Genomic DNA, 17,694 nt, shown 5'->3' on the forward strand with positions numbered 1-17,694 from the left:
CATGCCCTATATGGTGATCGCTGACGACAGACCCGGCGCGAGCCGCCTTCGCGCCGAGACACAGGCCGCTCATGTGGCTTACCTGGAAGCCAATCTCGACAAGCTGATCGGAGCAGGGGCGAAGCTTGACGACGACGGCAAGACGCCGCTCGGCAGCCTTTATCTGATCGCGACCGACAGCCGCGAGGAGGCCGAGTGCTTCGTCGCCGAGGATCCGTTCTTCACCTCCGGCGTGTTCGAGGGTTTTGTCGCCACGCGCTGGCGCAAGGCGATCCTCGATCACCAGAGCTTCATTCCGCAGGAGATGAGGGAGGGACGTCATGTCCGCTGACAGCCGTTTCGCCCTTGGCACCGAACTCGAAGCTGAGCTTCAGCGGAACGAGTTCAACCCATGCGTGGGGCAGGTCCTCCTGTCGGAAAGTCCGCGCTCGCGCGTCTGGTTCATTCGCCTGGAGCCCGGCGAGCGCGTCGGCTTCCACCGCCATGTGCTCGATTATTTCTGGACGGCACTGACCGCGGGCAAAGCCCGATCGCACGTCAACGGCGGCGCTCCCAAGACCTCGGAGTATTTCGCGGGCCAGACGCAGCACATGACCTTCAAGCGCGGCGAATACATGCTGCACGATCTGGAAAACATCGGCAGCGACACGCTGCTCTTCATCACTGTCGAACATCTTGAAAGCGCCAATGAGCCCCTGCCGCTGCCGCCCTCGGTGACGCCGCGCGGGCTCGACGCCGGAGCACTGCAATCATGAATTCAATGGATCCAGGCGTCGCCGTCTCGACCTTTGCCGACGACATCTTCAAGGACCAGGTCTTCCTGGTGACGGGGGCTGGTCGCGGCATCGGCAAGCTTCTCGCCGAACGGTTGGCACGGCTCGGAGCGCATGTTGCTCTCTGCGATCTCGTGGCCGGACGGGCCGAAGAGACAGCCAAGGTGATCGCGGCTGGTCAAGGCAGCGCATTGGCGCTGACGGCGGATGTCTCCAAGGAAGAAGATGTGCAGCGCGCGGTCGCGGCAGTGCTGGACCGCTGGGGGCGCGTCGATGTCCTCGTCAATTCCGCTGGCAGCTATGGCGCCGCCTATCGTGTCACCCACGAGACGCCGGTGGAGGAATGGGATTCCGTTTTTGCCTCAAACGTCCGCGGCAGCTTCCTCTGCGCCAAGACGGTGCTGCCGCACATGGTGACAGCGGGAAGGGGGCGGATCATCAATTTCGCATCCAATGCCGGCCGATCCGTCAGCCCCTTGCTTGGCTGCTCCTATACCGCTGCGAAAACCGCAGTGATCGGCATGACGCGGCATCTGTCCCGTGAATATGCCCGCCACGGCATCCTGGTGAACACCATCGCCCCGGGCCCGGTCGCCGGCGAAAGGGTCAGCGAGCTCATAGACGGAGAGGCCAATGGGGCGGCCCTCAACGCACAGATCCCCATCGGGCGTCTGGCTGACCCCTCGGACATCGTGGATGTGGTGCTTTTCATGGCATCCGGGGCCTCGCGCTACATGACCGGGGCCATTCTCGACGTGTCGGGAGGACTGATCCTGGCCTGACCAACGTGCAGCAAAGACGCGTGAACAAGAATCTCTGGAGGAACACCAATGAAAATGACACGCAGATCCTTCGTGATGTCGGCGACAGCCGCCGTGACGACCTTCTCGATCGTGAAGCCCGCTTTCGCCGCCACCTATAAGCTCGCAACCAACCTTCCGGCGGGACATCCCATGCTGGCGCGGTTGCAGGAAGCGGCCACCAAGATTAAAGCCGATACCAACGACGAATTCGATATCCGTTTCTTTCCAAACAGTCAGTTAGGCGGAGATCTTGAAGTTCTGTCACAGCTGCGTTCGGGCGCGATTCAGTTCTATCCACTGGCCGGCGCGCAGCTGTCGAACCTCGTTCCCATCGCCTCGCTCAACGGCGTCGGTTTTGCCTTCAACACCATCGATGAGGTCTGGAAGGCGATGGACGGTGAGGTCGGCACCCTTATCCGCAATGCCCTGACGGACTCCGGCCTCTTTGTCTTCAACGAAATGTTCGACAACGGCTTCCGGCAGATCACGACCGGATCGAAGCCGATCGAAAAGCCCGGCGATCTTGCCGGAGTCCATATCCGCGTGCCGCCGAGCCCGCTGTCGACCTCACTCTTCAAGGCCTTCGGTGCCGCGCCGCAGTCCATCAGCTTCGGCGAGGTCTATACAGCGCTTCAGACCAAGCTGGTCGACGCGCAGGAAAATCCGTTGCCGCTCGTCGATTCCGGCAAGTTCTACGAGGTGCAGAAATACGTCAGCCTCTCCAACCACATGTGGGATGGCTTCTGGATTCTCGCCAACGGCGCGTTCTGGAAGAAGTTGCCGCCGGAGACGCAGGAGATCGTTTCAAAACGCTTCCGCGAGGCGGCGCTGGCGGAGCGCAAGGATCTGGTCGAGCTCACCGGCAGCATCACGGAGAAGCTGAAGGCGGCCGGCATGACCTTCGTGGAGCCGGACCGTGAGGCGTTCCGGTCGGCCCTCAACGCCACCTCCTTCTATGCGGACTGGAAGGAGAAATTCGGCGCCGAGGCCTGGGCCACGCTTGAGAAGTACACCGGAAAGCTGGGGTAAGCGCCATGGACACGGCTGATGCACAGGCCAACCCGCATGTTCTCGCATCCGGCGACCAGCGCACTTCCATCGGCCGTGTCCTCGACCGCGTCGAACGTGTGCTGGGGTTTGCGGTCGATGCGACGGCAGCGGTACTGCTGCTGATCGATATCGTCCTTCTCGCCTGGGCCGTCACCGCACGTTATGTGCTGAACGTGCCGGTGACCTGGATCGAGGAACTGGCAGCGCTGATCTTCCTCTGGTTCGGGATGCTGGGTGTTGCCAGCGCGCTCCGGCGCGGCATCCACATGCGGCTCTCCTTCATCCTGTCGCGCATGGCGGCGGAGCGAAGGACGCGCTTTGAGACGGTGGCGAATGTCATTCTCCTGATCTTCCTGGCGAAGCTTGTGAGGCCCACGCTGGAGCTGATCGAGCTCAATCACATCATCACGTCACCCAACCTCGGCATCCCAGGCTCGGTCGCGCCAACGGCAACCGCCATCAGCGTGGTCTTGATGACCGTGTTCCTTTTGATCCGGATGTGGCGGGCCATGACCCCAGCGGCCTTCGCTTTGAGCCTCGGAACGGCAGTTGTGGTCGGCGTGGCGCTGGAGCTGACGCCGCCCTTTATGATGGATCTTGGAAATATCAACCTGGTGATCTTCTTCGGCATTGGCGTCATGGCGCTGATCGCCATCGGCGTGCCCATCGCCTTCTCCTTCGGCACGGCGACCTTGTTCTATTTCCTCCTGACCACCGACCTTCCGCTCATGGTGATCGTCGGGCGCATCAACGAGGGCATGTCGCACTTCATTCTCCTGACGATCCCGCTCTTCATCTTCCTTGGCATCCAGATCCAGTACACCGGCATGGCCAAGAGCATGATCGACTTCGTCGCGGCGCTGATCGGCAACGCACGGGGCGGGCTCAGCTACGTCATGCTGTGCGCCATGTATCTGGTCTCCGGTATTTCGGGCGCCAAGGCCGCCGACATGGCCGCGATCGGGCCGATCCTGTCACCGGCCATGAAGGACCGCGGCGTCAAGGAAGGCGACATCGCGGCACTGCTCGCCGTCTCGGCCGCGGCGGCGGAAACCATCCCGCCGAGCCTGGTGCTGATCATCATCGGCTCTGTCACCGGCATCTCCATCGCCGCCCTGTTCGTCGGCGGTCTTGTTCCGGCGGTGGTCTGCATGCTGGCGCTGGCGGCGGTCGTCTTCATCCGCTCGCGCGGGGAACGGCGGGGCACGGCCAAACGCGACATGCGGGTTATCGGCAAGACCTTCATCGTCGCCATTCCGGCCCTGGCGCTGCCGCTCATCATCCGCGCGGCGGTTCTGGAAGGCGTGGCAACGGCAACGGAAGTGGCCGTGATCGGCATCGCCTATGTGGCTGTCGTGGGAACGGTGATGATGCGCGGCATCTCGCTTCGCCGCATGGCGGAAATGCTGGTGGAAACCATCGCCATGTCCGGTGCCATCATGATCATCATCGCGCTCGCGGGGGCGATGTCATGGGCACTGACGCAGTCAGGCTTTGCGCAGACGCTGGTGGACTTCATGACCAATTTGCCGGGCGGCAAGGCGGGCTTCCTGATCGTCTCGATCATTGCCTTCATTGTCTTCGGCAGCATCCTGGAAGGCATCCCCGCCATCGTGCTGTTCGGCCCGTTGCTTGTGCCGGCCGCGCAGTCGCTCGGCGTCCATCCGGTGCAATATGCCATGGTGGTACTGCTTTCCATGGGCCTCGGCCTGTTCTCGCCGCCCTTCGGCTATGGCTATTACACCGCCTGTGCCGTCGCGCGTGTCTCGCCGGATGAGGCGATGTGGAACATGGTGCCTTATCTGGCCGCGCTGTTCCTCGCCATCGTGATCATCGCGATCTTCCCCTGGCTCAGCATCGGCTTCCTGTAAAAAAGAAGGCGGCGTCCCGAGGGACGCCGCCAATATTTGGATCCGAGTTTTTTTACGCGAGTTCACGCACCTTTGGCCGGCTCACGCTTTCCATCAGCACGGAGAGCTTGGGCAGATCGTCCATACCGGCGACCAGTTCGAGCATCCGTTTCACACCAGCCTCGCCGATGACATCGTCTCCCAGCATATGGGTCTTCTTGTCCATGTCGGCCCGCGTCATCGGGTTCTGGACCGAGCCGCGCGGATAGTCGATCTGGCTGGTATAGGTCGCGCCGCCCGCGGTCTCCAAGGTCATGTGGCAGGAGACGCCGCGCGGCAGGCTCGCATCCGGCGTGACCTTCACGAGGTCGGAGAGGCGGCGGATATCAGGATCGTTCAGCTTGCTGTTCTGATACTGCGGGGGCAGCGCGCCACCCTCCAGGAGAGCGATGGCGACGGAATAGGGCAGGCTGACCTGCGCCTCGTGGTAGGTCTTCGGCGTCGCATTGAGGTGGTAGTGCGCCCAGTCGGGATGGCGGCGCATGGCGATGCTCTTCACCTGCGAGAGCGGCTCCTTCATCTGGCCGCGAATATCGAGCGCGCAGTCGATGGCGTTGTGGATGGGCCGGGCACAGGAGTAGGGCTTGTATTCCAGGAGGAGCTCGTAAGGCTTTCCGAGGTCGCGGGTGAGTTCACCGACAGCGGCGTCATCGGAGAAGGCTTTGCAGAAGCCGCGTTCTCCTTCAAAGATCAGATTGGTGCCGGTGAAGCCCATGGAAGCCATGATCGCGGCCGTCAGCCCGTTGCGCGCAGTCGGCCCCGGGTTGAAGCGCTTCTGCATGGAGGGGCCATACATCTCCATCAGGCCGGACGCCTGAGCGCCCGCCATGCCGAGAGCGGAAACCATCTTCTCGGGCTTGAGCTTCAACAGGATGCCTGCTGCCACCGTTGCGCCGAAGACGCCGCAGGTGGGCGTGGTGTGAAAGCCCCGGTTGCGCAGCGAATTGTTGGTGGCGCGGCTGGCGCGTTCCATCATTTCACAGCCCGCGAAAACAGCCGTAACCGTCTCGGCGCCTGTGGCACCCACTTTCTCGGCCGTGGCGAGGGCGGCCGAGACCACTGGCGGGCTGAAATGGAAGAGCGCGAGCACGTCGATGTCATCGAGCTCGATGCTGTGAGAGGCAATGGCGTTGGCGAAGGCGGCGTGGACGGCGGAAGCGCGGCCGCTCTGGCCGATCAGGGTCGCTTCCTGGCTGCCGCCCATTTCCTCTGCGAAGCGGGCCGCGATCTTGCCGCTGTCGGTCTTGCTGCCTCCGAGTGCAACGCCGAGATAGTCGCCGGTCAGCGTCTTCGCGACAGCGATGTTATCAGGCGTGAGGGATGAGATGGTGAGAGAGCAAAAATAGTCGGCAAGCGACTGGGATGCAGTCTGCGGCATGGCGGAGCGTTTCCTCGGCTGTTCCGACCGGCAGTGACGAGGTCACCGTGGCGGCTGTGGTTATGTCTGGAACCATGGGACGACGCTCGCATACTGTCAACAGTATGCTGGAGGTTCAGGAGATTTCGCGTATTCGGCGATCCAGATCTTCGAGTTGGAAGGGCTTCATCAGCACAGGGAAGTCCTGCGTATCGGTATCGCCGACAAAGCCGGAGATCAGCAGTATGGGATTGCTGAAGCCTTCCGCTCGCGCCCTGTTGGCCAGTTGGGTGCCCGTAACCCCGGGCATGGCGACATCGGCAACCAGAATGTCGAAGCTGTTGCCCTTCAGGAGTGTCATGGCGCTTGCAGCGTCATCCGCCTCTACGACCTCATGTCCGAGATCCAACAGAAGCGAAGCGGTTACGTCCCTGACATGGGAATCGTCATCCACCAGAAGCACGCGCATGGAACGGGCGGACGCTTGGTTGTGGGGGCGCGCCGTTTCTTCACTGTCACTCCTGGGCTCCACCTCGGGAAAATAGAGCTCGATGGCGGTGCCTTCTCCCTGCTGGCTTATGATGTTGACTGTTCCGCCGGCTTGCTGGGCGAAACTATAGACCATGGTCAGCCCAAGACCTGTGCCCTGACCGACATCCTTGGTGGTGAAGAATGGCTCGAACACGCGGGCCAGAACATCCGGCGGGATTCCCGTGCCTTGATCACGTACTGAGACCACGACATAGCTGCCGGCCCCAAGATCGTGCTGGTTGCCGGCCGAAAGGGCTTCGCGGCGGGTGCTGATGTCGATCTTCCCACCGTTCGGCATCGCGTCGCGGGCGTTGATGCAGAGATTGAGAATGGCCAGCTCGAACTGCTCTCCATCCAGCATGATTTCCGGGATGTCGGGGGACAGGTCGAAGCTCACCGGAATGTTGCTGCCGAGGGTGCTCGCGAGGAAATCCTTCATGCTGTCGAGCATGGTGTTGATGTTGAGGGAGTTCACCTCATGCGTCTGGGTGCGGCTGAAGTCGAGCAGCCGCCGTGTCAGCGATGCACCGCGGCTGGCACCGATGTGGGCGTTCCCCAGCATCCGCTCCAGTTTCTCCGGATTGCCGAGATTGCGCCGTGCAAGATCGAGATTGCCCAGCACTGCCATGAGCAGGTTGTTGAAATCATGCGCAACGCCGCCCGCCAAGGTGCCGAGCGCCTGCATCTTGTCGGCCTGGCGCAGGCGTTGCTCGAGCATCTTGCGTTCTGTGATGTCGCGCTCGATGGTCGCGAGATGGCGCGGTTTGCCGAAACTGTCCCGGAGGGGGATGCGGTGCACCTCGGTCCAGCGTATCTGACCTTCTGCTCCCGGTTCTTCCCGCACTTCGTCAAAGGGACCCTCGCGCATGGCCCGGCTGTCGAGGCGTGCGATGGCCTTGGCCTGTGTGGCATCGATGAGATCGATCTCCCGGCGACCGAGGCAGTCTTCGATGCTCCGATTTAGCGACGCTGCCTTGGCTGCGTTAAGCCGGATGAACCGGCCAGCGACATCCTTGAAGGAAATCGCATCGTCGGCATGATCCATGAGACCGTGGAGTAGGGTGCGTTCCACGCTGAGGTCGCGTGCGAGCTGATATCGGCCGCAGGCGGTGCGCACCATGCTGCGCAGCACGTCCATGTCCCAGGGTTTCGGAATATAACCCACGATACGGCCGTTGTTCAGGGCGTCGATCACCGCCTGCAGGTCTGCGTAACCCGTCAAAAGGATCGCTTCGGCCTTCGTCTTCGCCCGGGCCTGGGTCAGAAACACGTCGCCCGTCATGCCGGGCATGCGTTGGTCGGAGATGATGACGGCGATGCTGCTTTCGCGGTCAATGATCTCGAGTGCTTCCGCGCCCGACTGCGCCCGCAGCACCCGATAGTCCTCTTCGAAGAGATCCTGAAGTGCGATGAGGATGTCGGCCTCGTCATCGACCACAAGGATCGTCTCCCGCGCGGGATGATCAAGGCCAGCCTCTGGTGAATGCATCGTCATGGTTGCCGGTTCATCCACGCCGTTGCTGCCGCATGGGAATGCTCAACTTAAAGAGGGTGCCGCCGTTCACACCATCTTCTACTGTGATCGACCCGCCGTGGGCTTCGACGACGCCGTAAGCGATCGCAAGGCCGAGGCCGGTGCCGGATCCCAAGGGTTTGGTCGTAAAAAACGGCTCGAACACCCGCTCCTTTATATGATCCGGCATACCCACGCCACTGTCGGCGATATCGATGGTGTAGGTATCGTCATCACTTTGCGTTCCGACGGAGATGGTCCCTTCGTCAGGGATCGCATCGGCGGCATTGCCGATGATGTTCATGACCACTTGATTGAAGAGCGCCGGGGAGCAGTAGAGCTCTCGCGCGCCGTGGTAGTTGCGCTTCACTTCGATGCGTCCCGTGAGCTTCGGGGCGAGCAGCGAAATCACCGTATCGAGGGCGGCAGGGGCATCGACCATCTGGAAGTCACCCTGATCGAACCGTGAAAACTTGCGCAGGCCGAGCACGAGATCCTGGATGCGCTGGAGGCCGATCCGCATGGACGCCAATCGCTCGGCTGCCTTCTGGAGCTTGACGGGATCAGGTTTCTCGGCGCCGGCCGCGTCGGTCAGGACCCGCTCCACAGTCTGCTGGTGCGCCAGGATGAAGGCCAGCGGGTTGTTGATCTCATGCGCGATGCCGGCCACCAACTCACCGAGAGAGGCCATCTTGGCAGAATGCACCAGTTTGCCCTGCGCATCCTTCAGGCGCTCATTGGCCGCCGCGAGCTCCACATTGGCCTTGGCGAGAGCGTCGGAAAGAGAAGCGCGGGCCTGTGCGGCTTCCGCTTCCGCCCGTGCGAGGGCGATTGCGCGGTCGCGGTCGCGCAGCTCGGCTTCCACCCTCCGATCTTCGTCCTGCAACAGCTTGCGCCGGACCAGGCTGCGGATGCGGATGCGTAGCCCTTCGGCGTCGATATCGGTGGAGACGACATCGTCCACACCCGCAGCGAAGGCGTCGGTCAGCGTTTTCTTGTCGGCTTCCGAACCGATCAGCACGATCTGAAATGCCGGTGGGTCCTGGCCTGGGACCGGCGCCATGATGCGCATGGCGTTCAGCCGGCGGCAAAGCTCAAGGCTGTCGTCATACCCGAGGTTGATATGGACCAGCACGGCGTCCAGCGGCTTTTGCTGCGCGAGCCGGAGAGCCTCCGCCATGGTGTCTGCCGGCTCAATGGCATAACCCTCGTATGAAATCGCGCTCTGCAGGTGAGCGCGTCCTTCGCTGTTGTGGTCCACCAGCACGAGGCGCGCCCGCCGGAAGGTCGAAGCCGACGGCTGCGTCTCAGGGATATCCGAGTTCACCTCCTGGGAACGGCGACGCAGAAGTGCCTTGAGGCGCAGCACGATCAGGTCCCAGTCCGCCGACTTCGACACATAGGCGTCAGCGCCGCTGTCAAGCCCCAGGCGTTCGGACCGCAGCCCCTGCGTTTCGGTCAGCATCAGCACGGGGATGGCACGGGTCGGGGCATTCATCCTGAGATTGCGGACGAACTCGTTGCCGTCCATGCCTGGGAGATGCAGGTCGGCAATTACCAGATCCGGCAAGCGCTCATTGAAGGTTTCGAGGCCAGCCTCGGCGCTGGCGACCGTTCGTACGGAAAAGCCCTGGACTTCCAAAAGATAACGAAGCTTGATGGCCTGGGTCTCGGAATCCTCGACCACCAGGATATGCGGCCGCTGCGCAGAGATGTCCTGCATCAGCTTTCTCCCATTCCCGCGATCTGGAGCAGGCGCTCGCCGATCGCATCAAGCGGCAGCACCGTCTCGACAGCGCCTAGACGGATGGCAGCCCCGGGCATGCCGAACACGACGCAGCTCGATTCATGTTCGGCAAGCGTCCGGCCACCCGCCATACGCATCTCCAGAAGGCCCCGCGCGCCGTCTTCACCCATGCCAGTCAAGACAACGCCACAGCCGCGCCGCCCTGCATGCCGCGCCAGGGAACGGAACAGCTCCGTTGCCGCCGGTCTCTGGCTGCTTATGGGAGGATCGCCCGTCAGCCGCAGCACGTTACCTTCCGAAAGCACGAGATGGCGATCGCCGGGGGCGACATAGACACGCCCCGGCCTTGCGACCTCATTGTCCTTTGCCAGGGTTACATCGAGAGGAACAAGACCGTTCAGCCATGAGGCAAAACCCTCCATGAAAGGCGCGCCCATATGCTGCACTACCAGGACCGGAAGAGGAAAGTTTTTTGGAAGTGCCCCGATCACTCTGGCCAGAGCTGGCGGCCCACCGGTGGAGGCTGCGATGCCAATGATGTTTGATTGTTCCGGCGAAAGGTGAGGAACAGGAGGAGGCGAAGGAGGCAAGGATTGCGCGGTACGGGCAAGGATGCCGCGGCGACGGATCACCGAGACCTGGCTCATGATGTAGAGCTGGGTGCAGATCTGGCTGGCGATCTCCTCATAGGCGCTAGAGGCTACGCCCACCGGTTTTTCCACGACGGTAAGCGCACCGGCGCGCAAGGCGTTCATGGAGAGCTTCAGCGAGCCGTCATGCACGCTGTCCGCAATCACCACGATTGGCGTCGGGTGTTCTTCCATGATCCGCCGGGTTGTTTCCAGACCGTCGATACCCGGCAAGCGGATATCCATGGAAATGACGTCCGGCTTGACCTTGGCGAGGGCGGCGAGTGCTTCCTCGCCGGAGGTCACTGCGGTGCTCACGGCCAGCCTGGGATCGCGTGAAATGATGTTCGTCAGGAGGAGCCGCACCACGGCGGAATCCTCGACGATCATCACTTTCACGGGGCCGGCGGTTCGCTTCATAGAAGCTGGCCAACAGTCGCCAGAAGATCTCGCTGGTCGAACTTCTGCTTGGTCAAATAGGCCTCGGCCCCCAGCGACATGCCCCGTCGCACGTCATCGGCATCGGCCCGAGAGGTCATCATGATCACAGGGATCACACCGAAGCGTGCATCCTGCTTCAGCGCCTGGAGAAGGCCGAAGCCATCCATGCGCGGCATCTCCACGTCGGCGATGATCAGGTCCACGATCTCGCTGCTGGAGCGAAGCGTGTTCAGCGCATCCAATCCGTCGACGCTGAGAAGCACGCGGTATCCCTGTGCTTCCAATATGCTGCGTTGAAGGGTGCGTGTGGTGATGGAGTCGTCCACCACCAGGATGGTGCGTGCGTTTGGCCGTGCGACGGATTCGCTGACGAGCCCGATACCGGAGGCCGCAAAACGGGCCTGGTTCCGCACCCAATGCTCGATCAGGCCATCAGGATTAAGCACGAGCGCGGCGTGCCCCCGGTCAAGCAGGACGGTTCCGCTGACCAGGGGCGAGACGATGCCGGAAGCTTCGGCGGAACGCACATTCATGGCACGCACCTCCTGGAAGCTGGAGACGGCGACTGCGAGACGGCGCGGACCGCGCTTGAGAATGGCGAGATGGATGCGGCGCGGATCGAGTTGAGACGAAGCATCAGGTCTGAGAAGAGTGGCGGTCGGCTGTATGGGGACCACAACGTCGGTTCCACCCAATTCGATCCGTGCCACGGGGCGGCTTTCCACAGTTTCGATTTCCGACGGCTTCAACGTCAGAAGTTTCTCCACCGCAAAGCTTGGCAGAGCGTAGAAGACCTCATCGACCCCGACCAGAACGACGGGCTGCAGGGCGGTAAGCAGCGGCACCGAAAGAACCGCTTCAAGTCCGCCGCCGCGGCGCATCTGGAGGTGGAGGCTGCCATTGAGGCGCTGGACTGCCTCGGCCACCACCGACAATCCCATGCCGCGCCCGGAGATGTGATCCACCTCCTGCGAGGTGGAGAACCCCGGCTCGAGCACATAGGAAAGTAGCTGATCCGGCGAAGGGGCAAAGCTTTCGGCCGCAGGCACGAGGCCACGCTCGGCAGCCGTGGCGGCTATGCGCGCAAGATCCGGGCCCTTGCCATCGTCCTCCACCGTCATCAGCAGCCGACCGCCGCGCGAGCGAAATGCTATGGTGATCTGCATCTCGGGTGGCTTGCCCTGCCGCTGCCGTTCCTCCGCTGACTGGGCGCCGTGGCGGACGGAGTTGCGGACGAGATGCAGGACGGGGTCCTTCAGCGCCTGCAACGCGCGACGGTCCGCCTGGACGTGGCCTCCGGTGATCTTGACGCTCACCTCGCTGCCCTCGCTCCGGGCGAGATCGCGGATGATATGGCCGAAACCACTGAAAACGCTGCTTGCCGGTACGAGCGCGATCCGTTCGATGTCTTCTTTGACGCGTTGCGCGGCATGGTTCGCCGACCAGATGGTCTGCTTGTAGCTGCGCGATAGGCTGGTGGCGCTCCGCACGGCCGCGGAGAGTCCGCGTGCGAGGCTTGCCATGGAGGCGCGGCGCGTGGCCTCGTTCTCTGCTGCGCGCGCCATCACCGACAGATCCTGCTCCAGGCGACGCAGGTCGTCGCGCAGAAGATCCAGCTGTTCGGTCAAGGCTTCATGGCCATCGAGTTCGCCGCCGAACTCGTGCATCGACACCACAAGCGCTTCGATCTGCTCGGACGCAACCCGCATAAACTCCACCGGGCCTTCCGCAGGGACCTCCTCGGGTTGGGACACCGGCGCTTCTCGGGCGTCCGCCCCACGGGGGGGTGTCTGCGCCGATGCAGAAGGCGTCTCGGCATCCAGCACCGCGCCTTCGATCTCGTCGAGAAGCGACAGGACCTCAGCTGAGAGCTCATGGTCGAGGGGCCTTACGCCTTCCATCAGGTCGGACAGGAGTGCTTCGAGCCGATGCGCCAACTCTTCCACGTCAGGCAGATCGACCGCCCGGGCGGCGCCCTTGAGGCTATGCGCGCGCCGGAACAGTTCCTTGATGTCCGCCTCCCGTCCCGAGGCGAGCGCATCGAAGCCATGACGCAGGGCGTCCATGTGCTCGCGATGTTCGCTTTGGAAAGCGGCGAGAAGCTGGGTCCGGAGGTCGATCACGGGCGGCGCGCCTGCCGATCAGATGCGGTAGCGATCGGTGATGCCGATGAGGTGTTGCGACAGCGAGGCCAAATTCCCCGCCGCCGTGTCCAGCTGGCGCGTGCCGGCGGCGGTCTGCTGGCTGGCCTGCCGGATGTTCTGCAGTGCTCCCATGACCTGTTCGATGCCCAATTGTTGCTGGTTGGTCGAGGCGACGATCTGCTGGAAGGTTTCCACGCTTTCCTGGATCCGGCTTGTGATCTCCTCGATGGTCTTCTGTGTCTGGTCGCTGCGTTCCTTGCCGGCGGTTACCCGCTTCACCGCTTCTTCGGTCAACATAACCGAAGAGTTGATGCCGCGCTGAATGTCACCGAGGATGGAGCGCACCTGCGCCGTGCCATCCTTTGCCTGATCGGCCAGCATCTTCATCTCCGCCGCGACCACGGCGAAGCTGCGGCCGCTTTCGCCTGCCGCTGCAGCCTCGATGGCGGCATTCAGCGCGAGCAGATGCGAGCGCTCGGAGATATCATTGACGGCGGTGATGATCTCGCCGATCGCCTGCGTCTTCTCGCTGAGAGCCACGATGTTCTCGGCCACAGCTTCCGCCTGTTCGCGGATGGCATCCATCGCCCGGGTGGTTTCCTCCACGGCCTTGAGGCCGACCGCGCTTGTCTGCACCGTGCTTTGCGCGGAAACGATGACTTCCTGGGCACGCTTGCCGATCTGCGCACCGGAATGGGTGATTTCGTCGACGGTTGCGGCCGTTTCCTGCACGGCGGCGAGTTGTTCCTCGACGCTGGCGGCCTGCTCCTGGGTAGAGGCGCGGATCTCAGCTGCAGCCGCGTTGAGATTTTCGGTCGCGTCGCGGCTCTGTTTGGCGAGCTGGCGAAGACCGTCGACCATGGTGTTGAGGTGGCCGCCGAGGAGCCCGATCTCGTCCTTGCTGCTGATCGCCTTGTCGCCGGTCAGTTCACCCCGACCGACCCGTTCCACGAAGGTCACGAACTGGCCGAGCGGCCCCACTATGGAATTGCGAATTCCATAGCTGACGAGGATGGCGGCCACGGCCATCGCCAGAAGAGCGACGAAGACGGAAGTCCTGCTGGTCTCATAGACCTCGGTGGTGCGGCGCTGGCCTGCCAGGACGGCGCCATTGACGTCATTTCGGGCGGTAGCCATGTGATCGGCAAAGGCGCCGCTTGCCGCGGCGAGCGCCGTCTCCGTCTGTTGAACCGTTGCGAGATCGTTTGCCTGGATCGCTCCGAACTGCCTCTGCGTCAAATCGATGATGAGGCGGATATCGCCTTCGATCTCCGTCAGCCTGCCGCCGATCTGGCGCCAGGCTTCAACCCGATCTGCCGATGCTGCCTCCGTGCGGTAACGGTTCACGGTCGTGATGGCTTCGGCCAGCGTGCTCTCGGTGATAGAGGACGACTGCCGCCAACGGTTCGTCAGGTTCTCGGTGTTTTCCGTCGGTTGATTCAGTGACCGCAGGAAATAGCCCCGCACGATGGCGTGGCGGGCGTTCGCCATCTGGCTCTCGCCGTTCCGAACGAGGTCCAATTGCCGCACGACGTTGAGGTCGCGAGTAACGATGGTCTCCGTCGCATCACGTACGAGACCGATCTGATTGAGGGCATAGGTGCCGAGCCCGATCATGAGAAGGGTGATGACGGCGAAGCCGAGAAGGATGCGATTGGCGATCGATATCGACACGGGTGTTACACTCCGGACGGACGGGAAGAGGTAGCGAACAGCCCAATGAGGCGGTCCGCATCCAGAAGGGCGATGCGGCGCTGCTCGTTGCTCCGCTCGGTTTGGTTTGGGCGTGCATAGCTCAGAACGAGGTTTTGCGCGACGGGTGGCGGTGCCGAGGGATCGTCGTCGGTGATGACGTTCATCAGGGCAAGGGCACGATCGACCCGGAAGGCAGTCCGCGGATGCGCATGACGCATGAGGAGGAGGTGCCCGCTGCGCTCGTCGCCGCGGGCAAATCCAAGGGCGGCGCTGAGGTCCACTGCGCTGAAGACACGCCCGTCACGTCCGAACAATCCGATCACCGCGTCATGGGCCTGCGGCACCGCGGTCGTTTCCACCATGGGCATCACAGCCGTGACGGCTCGGACATCGAAGCCATAAAGATCGTTTTGTATTTCGCAGACGATGACGTCGCTGCCTTTGTTGTCGGCGCTCTGGGAGTGTCGCGCCGACAGCCGGGCGGCGCGCTCATCCAACAACCGCGATGGATCGGCCGCAGCAATAAAATTGGGGACGAGAGCGGGAGATGTCAGGGCGCGGATCCGTTGCTGCGATTAATGAGGCGGGTGATGCTCAAGATGAAAGCGTACGAGGTCGACCAGGGTTTCCGGCTCAAGGCCGTCCCCATCCAGTAAGGCGGTTTTCGCGGGAAGGGCAAGGCTCAAGCGCGCCGCGTTGGTCAGATGACGGCGTCCACCACGAATATTTCCGTTATGAAGCTGGATCAGGCCAAGGTGATAATGTGCCATGATGTAGTTGCGCTCGAGAAACAGCGCCTTCTTCAGGCTCTGCTCGGCGCCGGTATTGTCACCCTGCGCGCGCCGGATCAGGCCTTGATAGAAATAAAGCCTGGGCTCGGTCGGATGATCTTCCAGAGCCTCGATGCAGATCTTGAGGCTCGCCTCAAGGCTGCCGAGATCGGACAGGCTCTGCACTTCTGAAATGACATCGGCGACCGGCTGCCTTTCGGTCGGTGGAGCGGACGGTGTCATGACGGCCGGTGAGGGGCGCGGCAGACGCGGCGGCGGCAGGACGATCGGCGCCTGCGGTAGCTGTGACGCCGGGCGAGGAGTTTCGGGATATGGGATGGCAACAAACCCCGGGTCAGCAGCGGCTGCTTCGGGCGGAAGATTGCGATAGGCGACGGTGCCGGGCAGCGTGACTGCGCGCAGGATGCCCGAGAAGGCCGGATTGGGCTCCGCATGGCCAATAAGGAGCCAGCCGCCCTCCACGATGCGATCGCGGAAGGCCTCCATCAGCCGCAGGATTGCCGCCGGATCGAAGTAGATCAGCACGTTCCGGCACATGACCAGATCGAAGTCGGTAAACTGGAGCGGGCTTGCCCCGTCGATCAAGCTCATGAGGTTATGGCGTTCGAACTGCACCATGGCGCGGAAGCGCCTCTTCAGCTGCCATGTTTGAGTGGCGACAGGTTCGAACAGTTGATCACGCTCGTCCGCGGATACAGCCCTTAACGCCCAATGGCCGAACTGCGCCTTGCGGGCGGCGGCCAGAAATCGATCGTTGATGTCGGTGCCGATGATGCTGATGCGCCAGTCTTCCAGCTCTTCGCCCAGGAGGCGCCAGAGAAGGATGGCGACGGAATAGGGTTCCGCGCCTGTCGCACAGCCCGCGCTCCAGATGCGGATGCGTTTCTCGTCCCGGTTCTGTTCGATGATGGACGGCAGGATCGTTTGGCTCAGCGCCGTGAACTGCTCGGCGTACCGGAAGAAATAGGTCTCGCCGATGGTGATCTCGGCTTCCAGCGCGTTCCACTCCGGCGCCGACGGGTCCTGAAGCAGCTGGATATAATCGGGGAGGCTGCGCACGCCCTTGTCGCGCATGCGGCGGGATACCCTTTCCCAGAGCACATCATCCTTATCCTGATAGTAGAAATGCCCAGTGCGCTGGATGATCAGGCTTTTCAGCCGCGTAAAGTCCCGTCCGGGCGGTGCGGCCAGTCGGGGCGGGCGGGTCAGTGCGTCACGTGCCATTCGCCAAGCCGGACCTGGGCAGCAGCAGTCAGGGCGGCAAGTTCCTGTCGCTCGGCTTCGAGCAGCAGACGCTCGGATGCCAGAATGTGAACAGACCGGCTGCCGATTTCGATGATGCCGGATACACAGCCATTGAGTGTTTTGTCATCGCTGACGGGCTGCGGCGCCTCCTTGGAGGAAATGACTTCCGAGACACGCTTCACCAAAAGCGCGACAGTTTTTTGCCCGGCAGCGGGGCGGGTGAGGATGAGGTGGGCATAGGGGCCGGGCTCAGCCAGTGCATCGCGAGAAGAGCCGAGCAGCGCGTCCATGTCGATAACAGGTATCGCCGTGCCCGCGAGATTGAGGAAGCCTGCGATCATACGGGGCAGGCTCGGTGGGCGCGAGAGGCGCGGAAGCGGCAGAAATTCCGCGACTTCGTCGGTGCGCAGGGCGCAGGACGTACCATTGACCTCAAAGACTGCGAACACGTTGCTTTGCATCCGCTTCTTATCACGCAGGACATGCGGAAAAGCCAGCGGTGCGGCTCCCCGGCAACCGATATTTATATTGTTCAGTCTTGACTGAACGTTTTGTCGTTGCCAAATGCTCTGCATGCTCGACGCACATTCAAACGAAACCGCCGTTTCAGAGTTCATCGAAGAGATGGGCATCCTGACCCAGGCCGACGATCTGCCGAGAATAGCCGGCCGGATCGTGGGTCTTTTGGTCATCGCCGAACACCCGCTCAGCTTCTCCGATATCGCCACCAGCCTGCAGGTCAGCCGCGCCAGCATCAGCACCAATGCGCGGCTTCTGATGGAGATCGGTGTGATCGAGCGGGTGGCTATTTCCGGCGACCGGCAGGATTATTACCGCCTCGCGCCGTCATGCCATCTTCTGCTGTTGCGTCGGATCATTACTCGCGTCGAGCGCATGCGGGAGGCGGTTTCCGCGGCAGGCGCCGCATTGGCCAAGGACAAGCCGGCCGTAAAAGCCCGCCTTGATGGCCTCTCCCAGTTCTACAGCGCGACGTGCAAGAGCCTGATCGAGCTCTGCGAGCAGTCGGAAGATCTCATAAATCGGACAACGACGTCGTCATGAACA

General features: G+C 62.5%; 15 protein-coding genes. 6 read left to right on the top strand and 9 right to left on the bottom strand.

All coding sequences use genetic code 11. The features are described 5' to 3' along the window. Position 1 precedes the first annotated feature (1 nt). Genes IEV58_RS09295 through IEV58_RS09315 form a run of 5 tightly spaced genes read left to right on the top strand, consistent with a single transcriptional unit; the run spans position 2 to position 4,497 of the window. The gene (locus IEV58_RS09295) at positions 2-331 is read left to right on the top strand and encodes a YciI family protein (RefSeq protein WP_188409458.1); all 330 of its coding nucleotides are present in this window, start codon (positions 2-4) and stop codon (positions 329-331) included. Continuing rightward, positions 321-755, top strand: coding sequence for a cupin domain-containing protein (locus tag IEV58_RS09300; protein ID WP_188409459.1), 435 nt, complete (start codon positions 321-323; stop codon positions 753-755). The genes IEV58_RS09295 and IEV58_RS09300 overlap by 11 nt, the downstream gene beginning before the upstream one ends. Continuing rightward, positions 752-1,555, top strand: a complete 804-nt coding sequence (locus tag IEV58_RS09305) for an SDR family NAD(P)-dependent oxidoreductase (protein ID WP_188409460.1) — start codon at positions 752-754, stop codon at positions 1,553-1,555. The genes IEV58_RS09300 and IEV58_RS09305 overlap by 4 nt, the downstream gene beginning before the upstream one ends. A gap of 54 nt (positions 1,556-1,609) precedes the next feature. Continuing rightward, the gene (locus IEV58_RS09310) at positions 1,610-2,605 is read left to right on the top strand and encodes a TRAP transporter substrate-binding protein (RefSeq protein WP_229729318.1); all 996 of its coding nucleotides are present in this window, start codon (positions 1,610-1,612) and stop codon (positions 2,603-2,605) included. Positions 2,606-2,610: 5 nt separating this feature from the next. Continuing rightward, on the top strand, positions 2,611-4,497 hold the full coding sequence (locus IEV58_RS09315) for a TRAP transporter large permease (protein WP_188409462.1): 1,887 nt from the start codon (positions 2,611-2,613) through the stop codon (positions 4,495-4,497). 52 nt (positions 4,498-4,549) lie between these two features. Here IEV58_RS09315 and IEV58_RS09320 read toward each other — a convergent pair whose 3' ends face one another. From IEV58_RS09320 to IEV58_RS09360, 9 genes are all read right to left on the bottom strand, one after another. Further along, the gene (locus IEV58_RS09320) at positions 4,550-5,914 is read right to left on the bottom strand and encodes an MmgE/PrpD family protein (protein ID WP_188409463.1); all 1,365 of its coding nucleotides are present in this window, start codon (positions 5,912-5,914) and stop codon (positions 4,550-4,552) included. A gap of 115 nt (positions 5,915-6,029) precedes the next feature. Continuing rightward, on the bottom strand, positions 6,030-7,919 hold the full coding sequence (locus tag IEV58_RS09325; RefSeq protein ID WP_229729319.1) for a response regulator: 1,890 nt from the start codon (positions 7,917-7,919) through the stop codon (positions 6,030-6,032). Between the two features lie 10 nt (positions 7,920-7,929). Next, positions 7,930-9,660 (bottom strand): response regulator, encoded by a 1,731-nt coding sequence (locus tag IEV58_RS09330; RefSeq protein WP_188409464.1) that lies wholly within the window; start codon positions 9,658-9,660, stop codon positions 7,930-7,932. Next, positions 9,660-10,733, bottom strand: a complete 1,074-nt coding sequence (gene cheB / locus IEV58_RS09335) for a chemotaxis-specific protein-glutamate methyltransferase CheB (protein ID WP_229729320.1) — start codon at positions 10,731-10,733, stop codon at positions 9,660-9,662. Before cheB ends, IEV58_RS09330 begins: the two co-directional genes overlap by 1 nt. After that, positions 10,730-12,877, bottom strand: coding sequence for a hybrid sensor histidine kinase/response regulator (locus tag IEV58_RS09340; RefSeq protein WP_188409465.1), 2,148 nt, complete (start codon positions 12,875-12,877; stop codon positions 10,730-10,732). The genes cheB and IEV58_RS09340 overlap by 4 nt, the downstream gene beginning before the upstream one ends. Positions 12,878-12,895: 18 nt before the next feature. Beyond that, positions 12,896-14,572, bottom strand: coding sequence for a methyl-accepting chemotaxis protein (locus IEV58_RS09345; protein WP_229729321.1), 1,677 nt, complete (start codon positions 14,570-14,572; stop codon positions 12,896-12,898). Positions 14,573-14,577: 5 nt separating this feature from the next. After that, positions 14,578-15,090: a chemotaxis protein CheW gene (locus IEV58_RS09350; protein ID WP_188409466.1), complete on the bottom strand. Its 513-nt coding sequence runs from the start codon at positions 15,088-15,090 to the stop codon at positions 14,578-14,580. A 78-nt stretch (positions 15,091-15,168) separates the two neighbouring features. Further along, positions 15,169-16,608, bottom strand: coding sequence for a CheR family methyltransferase (locus IEV58_RS09355; protein WP_188409467.1), 1,440 nt, complete (start codon positions 16,606-16,608; stop codon positions 15,169-15,171). Further along, a complete protein-coding gene (locus IEV58_RS09360; protein WP_188409468.1) occupies positions 16,590-17,204 on the bottom strand; it encodes a chemotaxis protein CheW in 615 nt (204 codons plus the stop codon). Before IEV58_RS09360 ends, IEV58_RS09355 begins: the two co-directional genes overlap by 19 nt. On the opposite strand from IEV58_RS09360, the gene IEV58_RS09365 reads away from it, so the two are divergent. Then, positions 17,203-17,691, top strand: a complete 489-nt coding sequence (locus IEV58_RS09365; RefSeq protein ID WP_188409469.1) for a GbsR/MarR family transcriptional regulator — start codon at positions 17,203-17,205, stop codon at positions 17,689-17,691. The genes IEV58_RS09360 and IEV58_RS09365 overlap by 2 nt on opposite strands. Positions 17,692-17,694 lie beyond the last annotated feature (3 nt).

This window comes from Agaricicola taiwanensis (assembly GCF_014635245.1).
GTDB lineage: Bacteria > Pseudomonadota > Alphaproteobacteria > Rhizobiales > Methylopilaceae > Agaricicola > Agaricicola taiwanensis.

Bases quoted from the DNA above. Each gene is read 5' to 3' on its own strand.
- IEV58_RS09360 (WP_188409468.1), bottom strand. From the start codon at position 17,204: ATGCAGAGCATTTGGCAACGACAAAACGTTCAGTCAAGACTGAACAAT.
- IEV58_RS09315 (WP_188409462.1), top strand. From the start codon at position 2,611: ATGGACACGGCTGATGCACAGGCCAACCCGCATGTTCTCGCATCCGGC.
- IEV58_RS09300 (WP_188409459.1), top strand. From the start codon at position 321: ATGTCCGCTGACAGCCGTTTCGCCCTTGGCACCGAACTCGAAGCTGAG.
- IEV58_RS09310 (WP_229729318.1), top strand. From the start codon at position 1,610: ATGACACGCAGATCCTTCGTGATGTCGGCGACAGCCGCCGTGACGACC.
- IEV58_RS09355 (WP_188409467.1), bottom strand. From the start codon at position 16,608: ATGGCACGTGACGCACTGACCCGCCCGCCCCGACTGGCCGCACCGCCC.
- IEV58_RS09295 (WP_188409458.1), top strand. From the start codon at position 2: ATGCCCTATATGGTGATCGCTGACGACAGACCCGGCGCGAGCCGCCTT.
- cheB (WP_229729320.1), bottom strand. From the start codon at position 10,733: ATGAAGCGAACCGCCGGCCCCGTGAAAGTGATGATCGTCGAGGATTCC.
- IEV58_RS09305 (WP_188409460.1), top strand. From the start codon at position 752: ATGAATTCAATGGATCCAGGCGTCGCCGTCTCGACCTTTGCCGACGAC.
- IEV58_RS09325 (WP_229729319.1), bottom strand. From the start codon at position 7,919: ATGACGATGCATTCACCAGAGGCTGGCCTTGATCATCCCGCGCGGGAG.
- IEV58_RS09365 (WP_188409469.1), top strand. From the start codon at position 17,203: ATGCTCGACGCACATTCAAACGAAACCGCCGTTTCAGAGTTCATCGAA.
- IEV58_RS09320 (WP_188409463.1), bottom strand. From the start codon at position 5,914: ATGCCGCAGACTGCATCCCAGTCGCTTGCCGACTATTTTTGCTCTCTC.
- IEV58_RS09330 (WP_188409464.1), bottom strand. From the start codon at position 9,660: ATGCAGGACATCTCTGCGCAGCGGCCGCATATCCTGGTGGTCGAGGAT.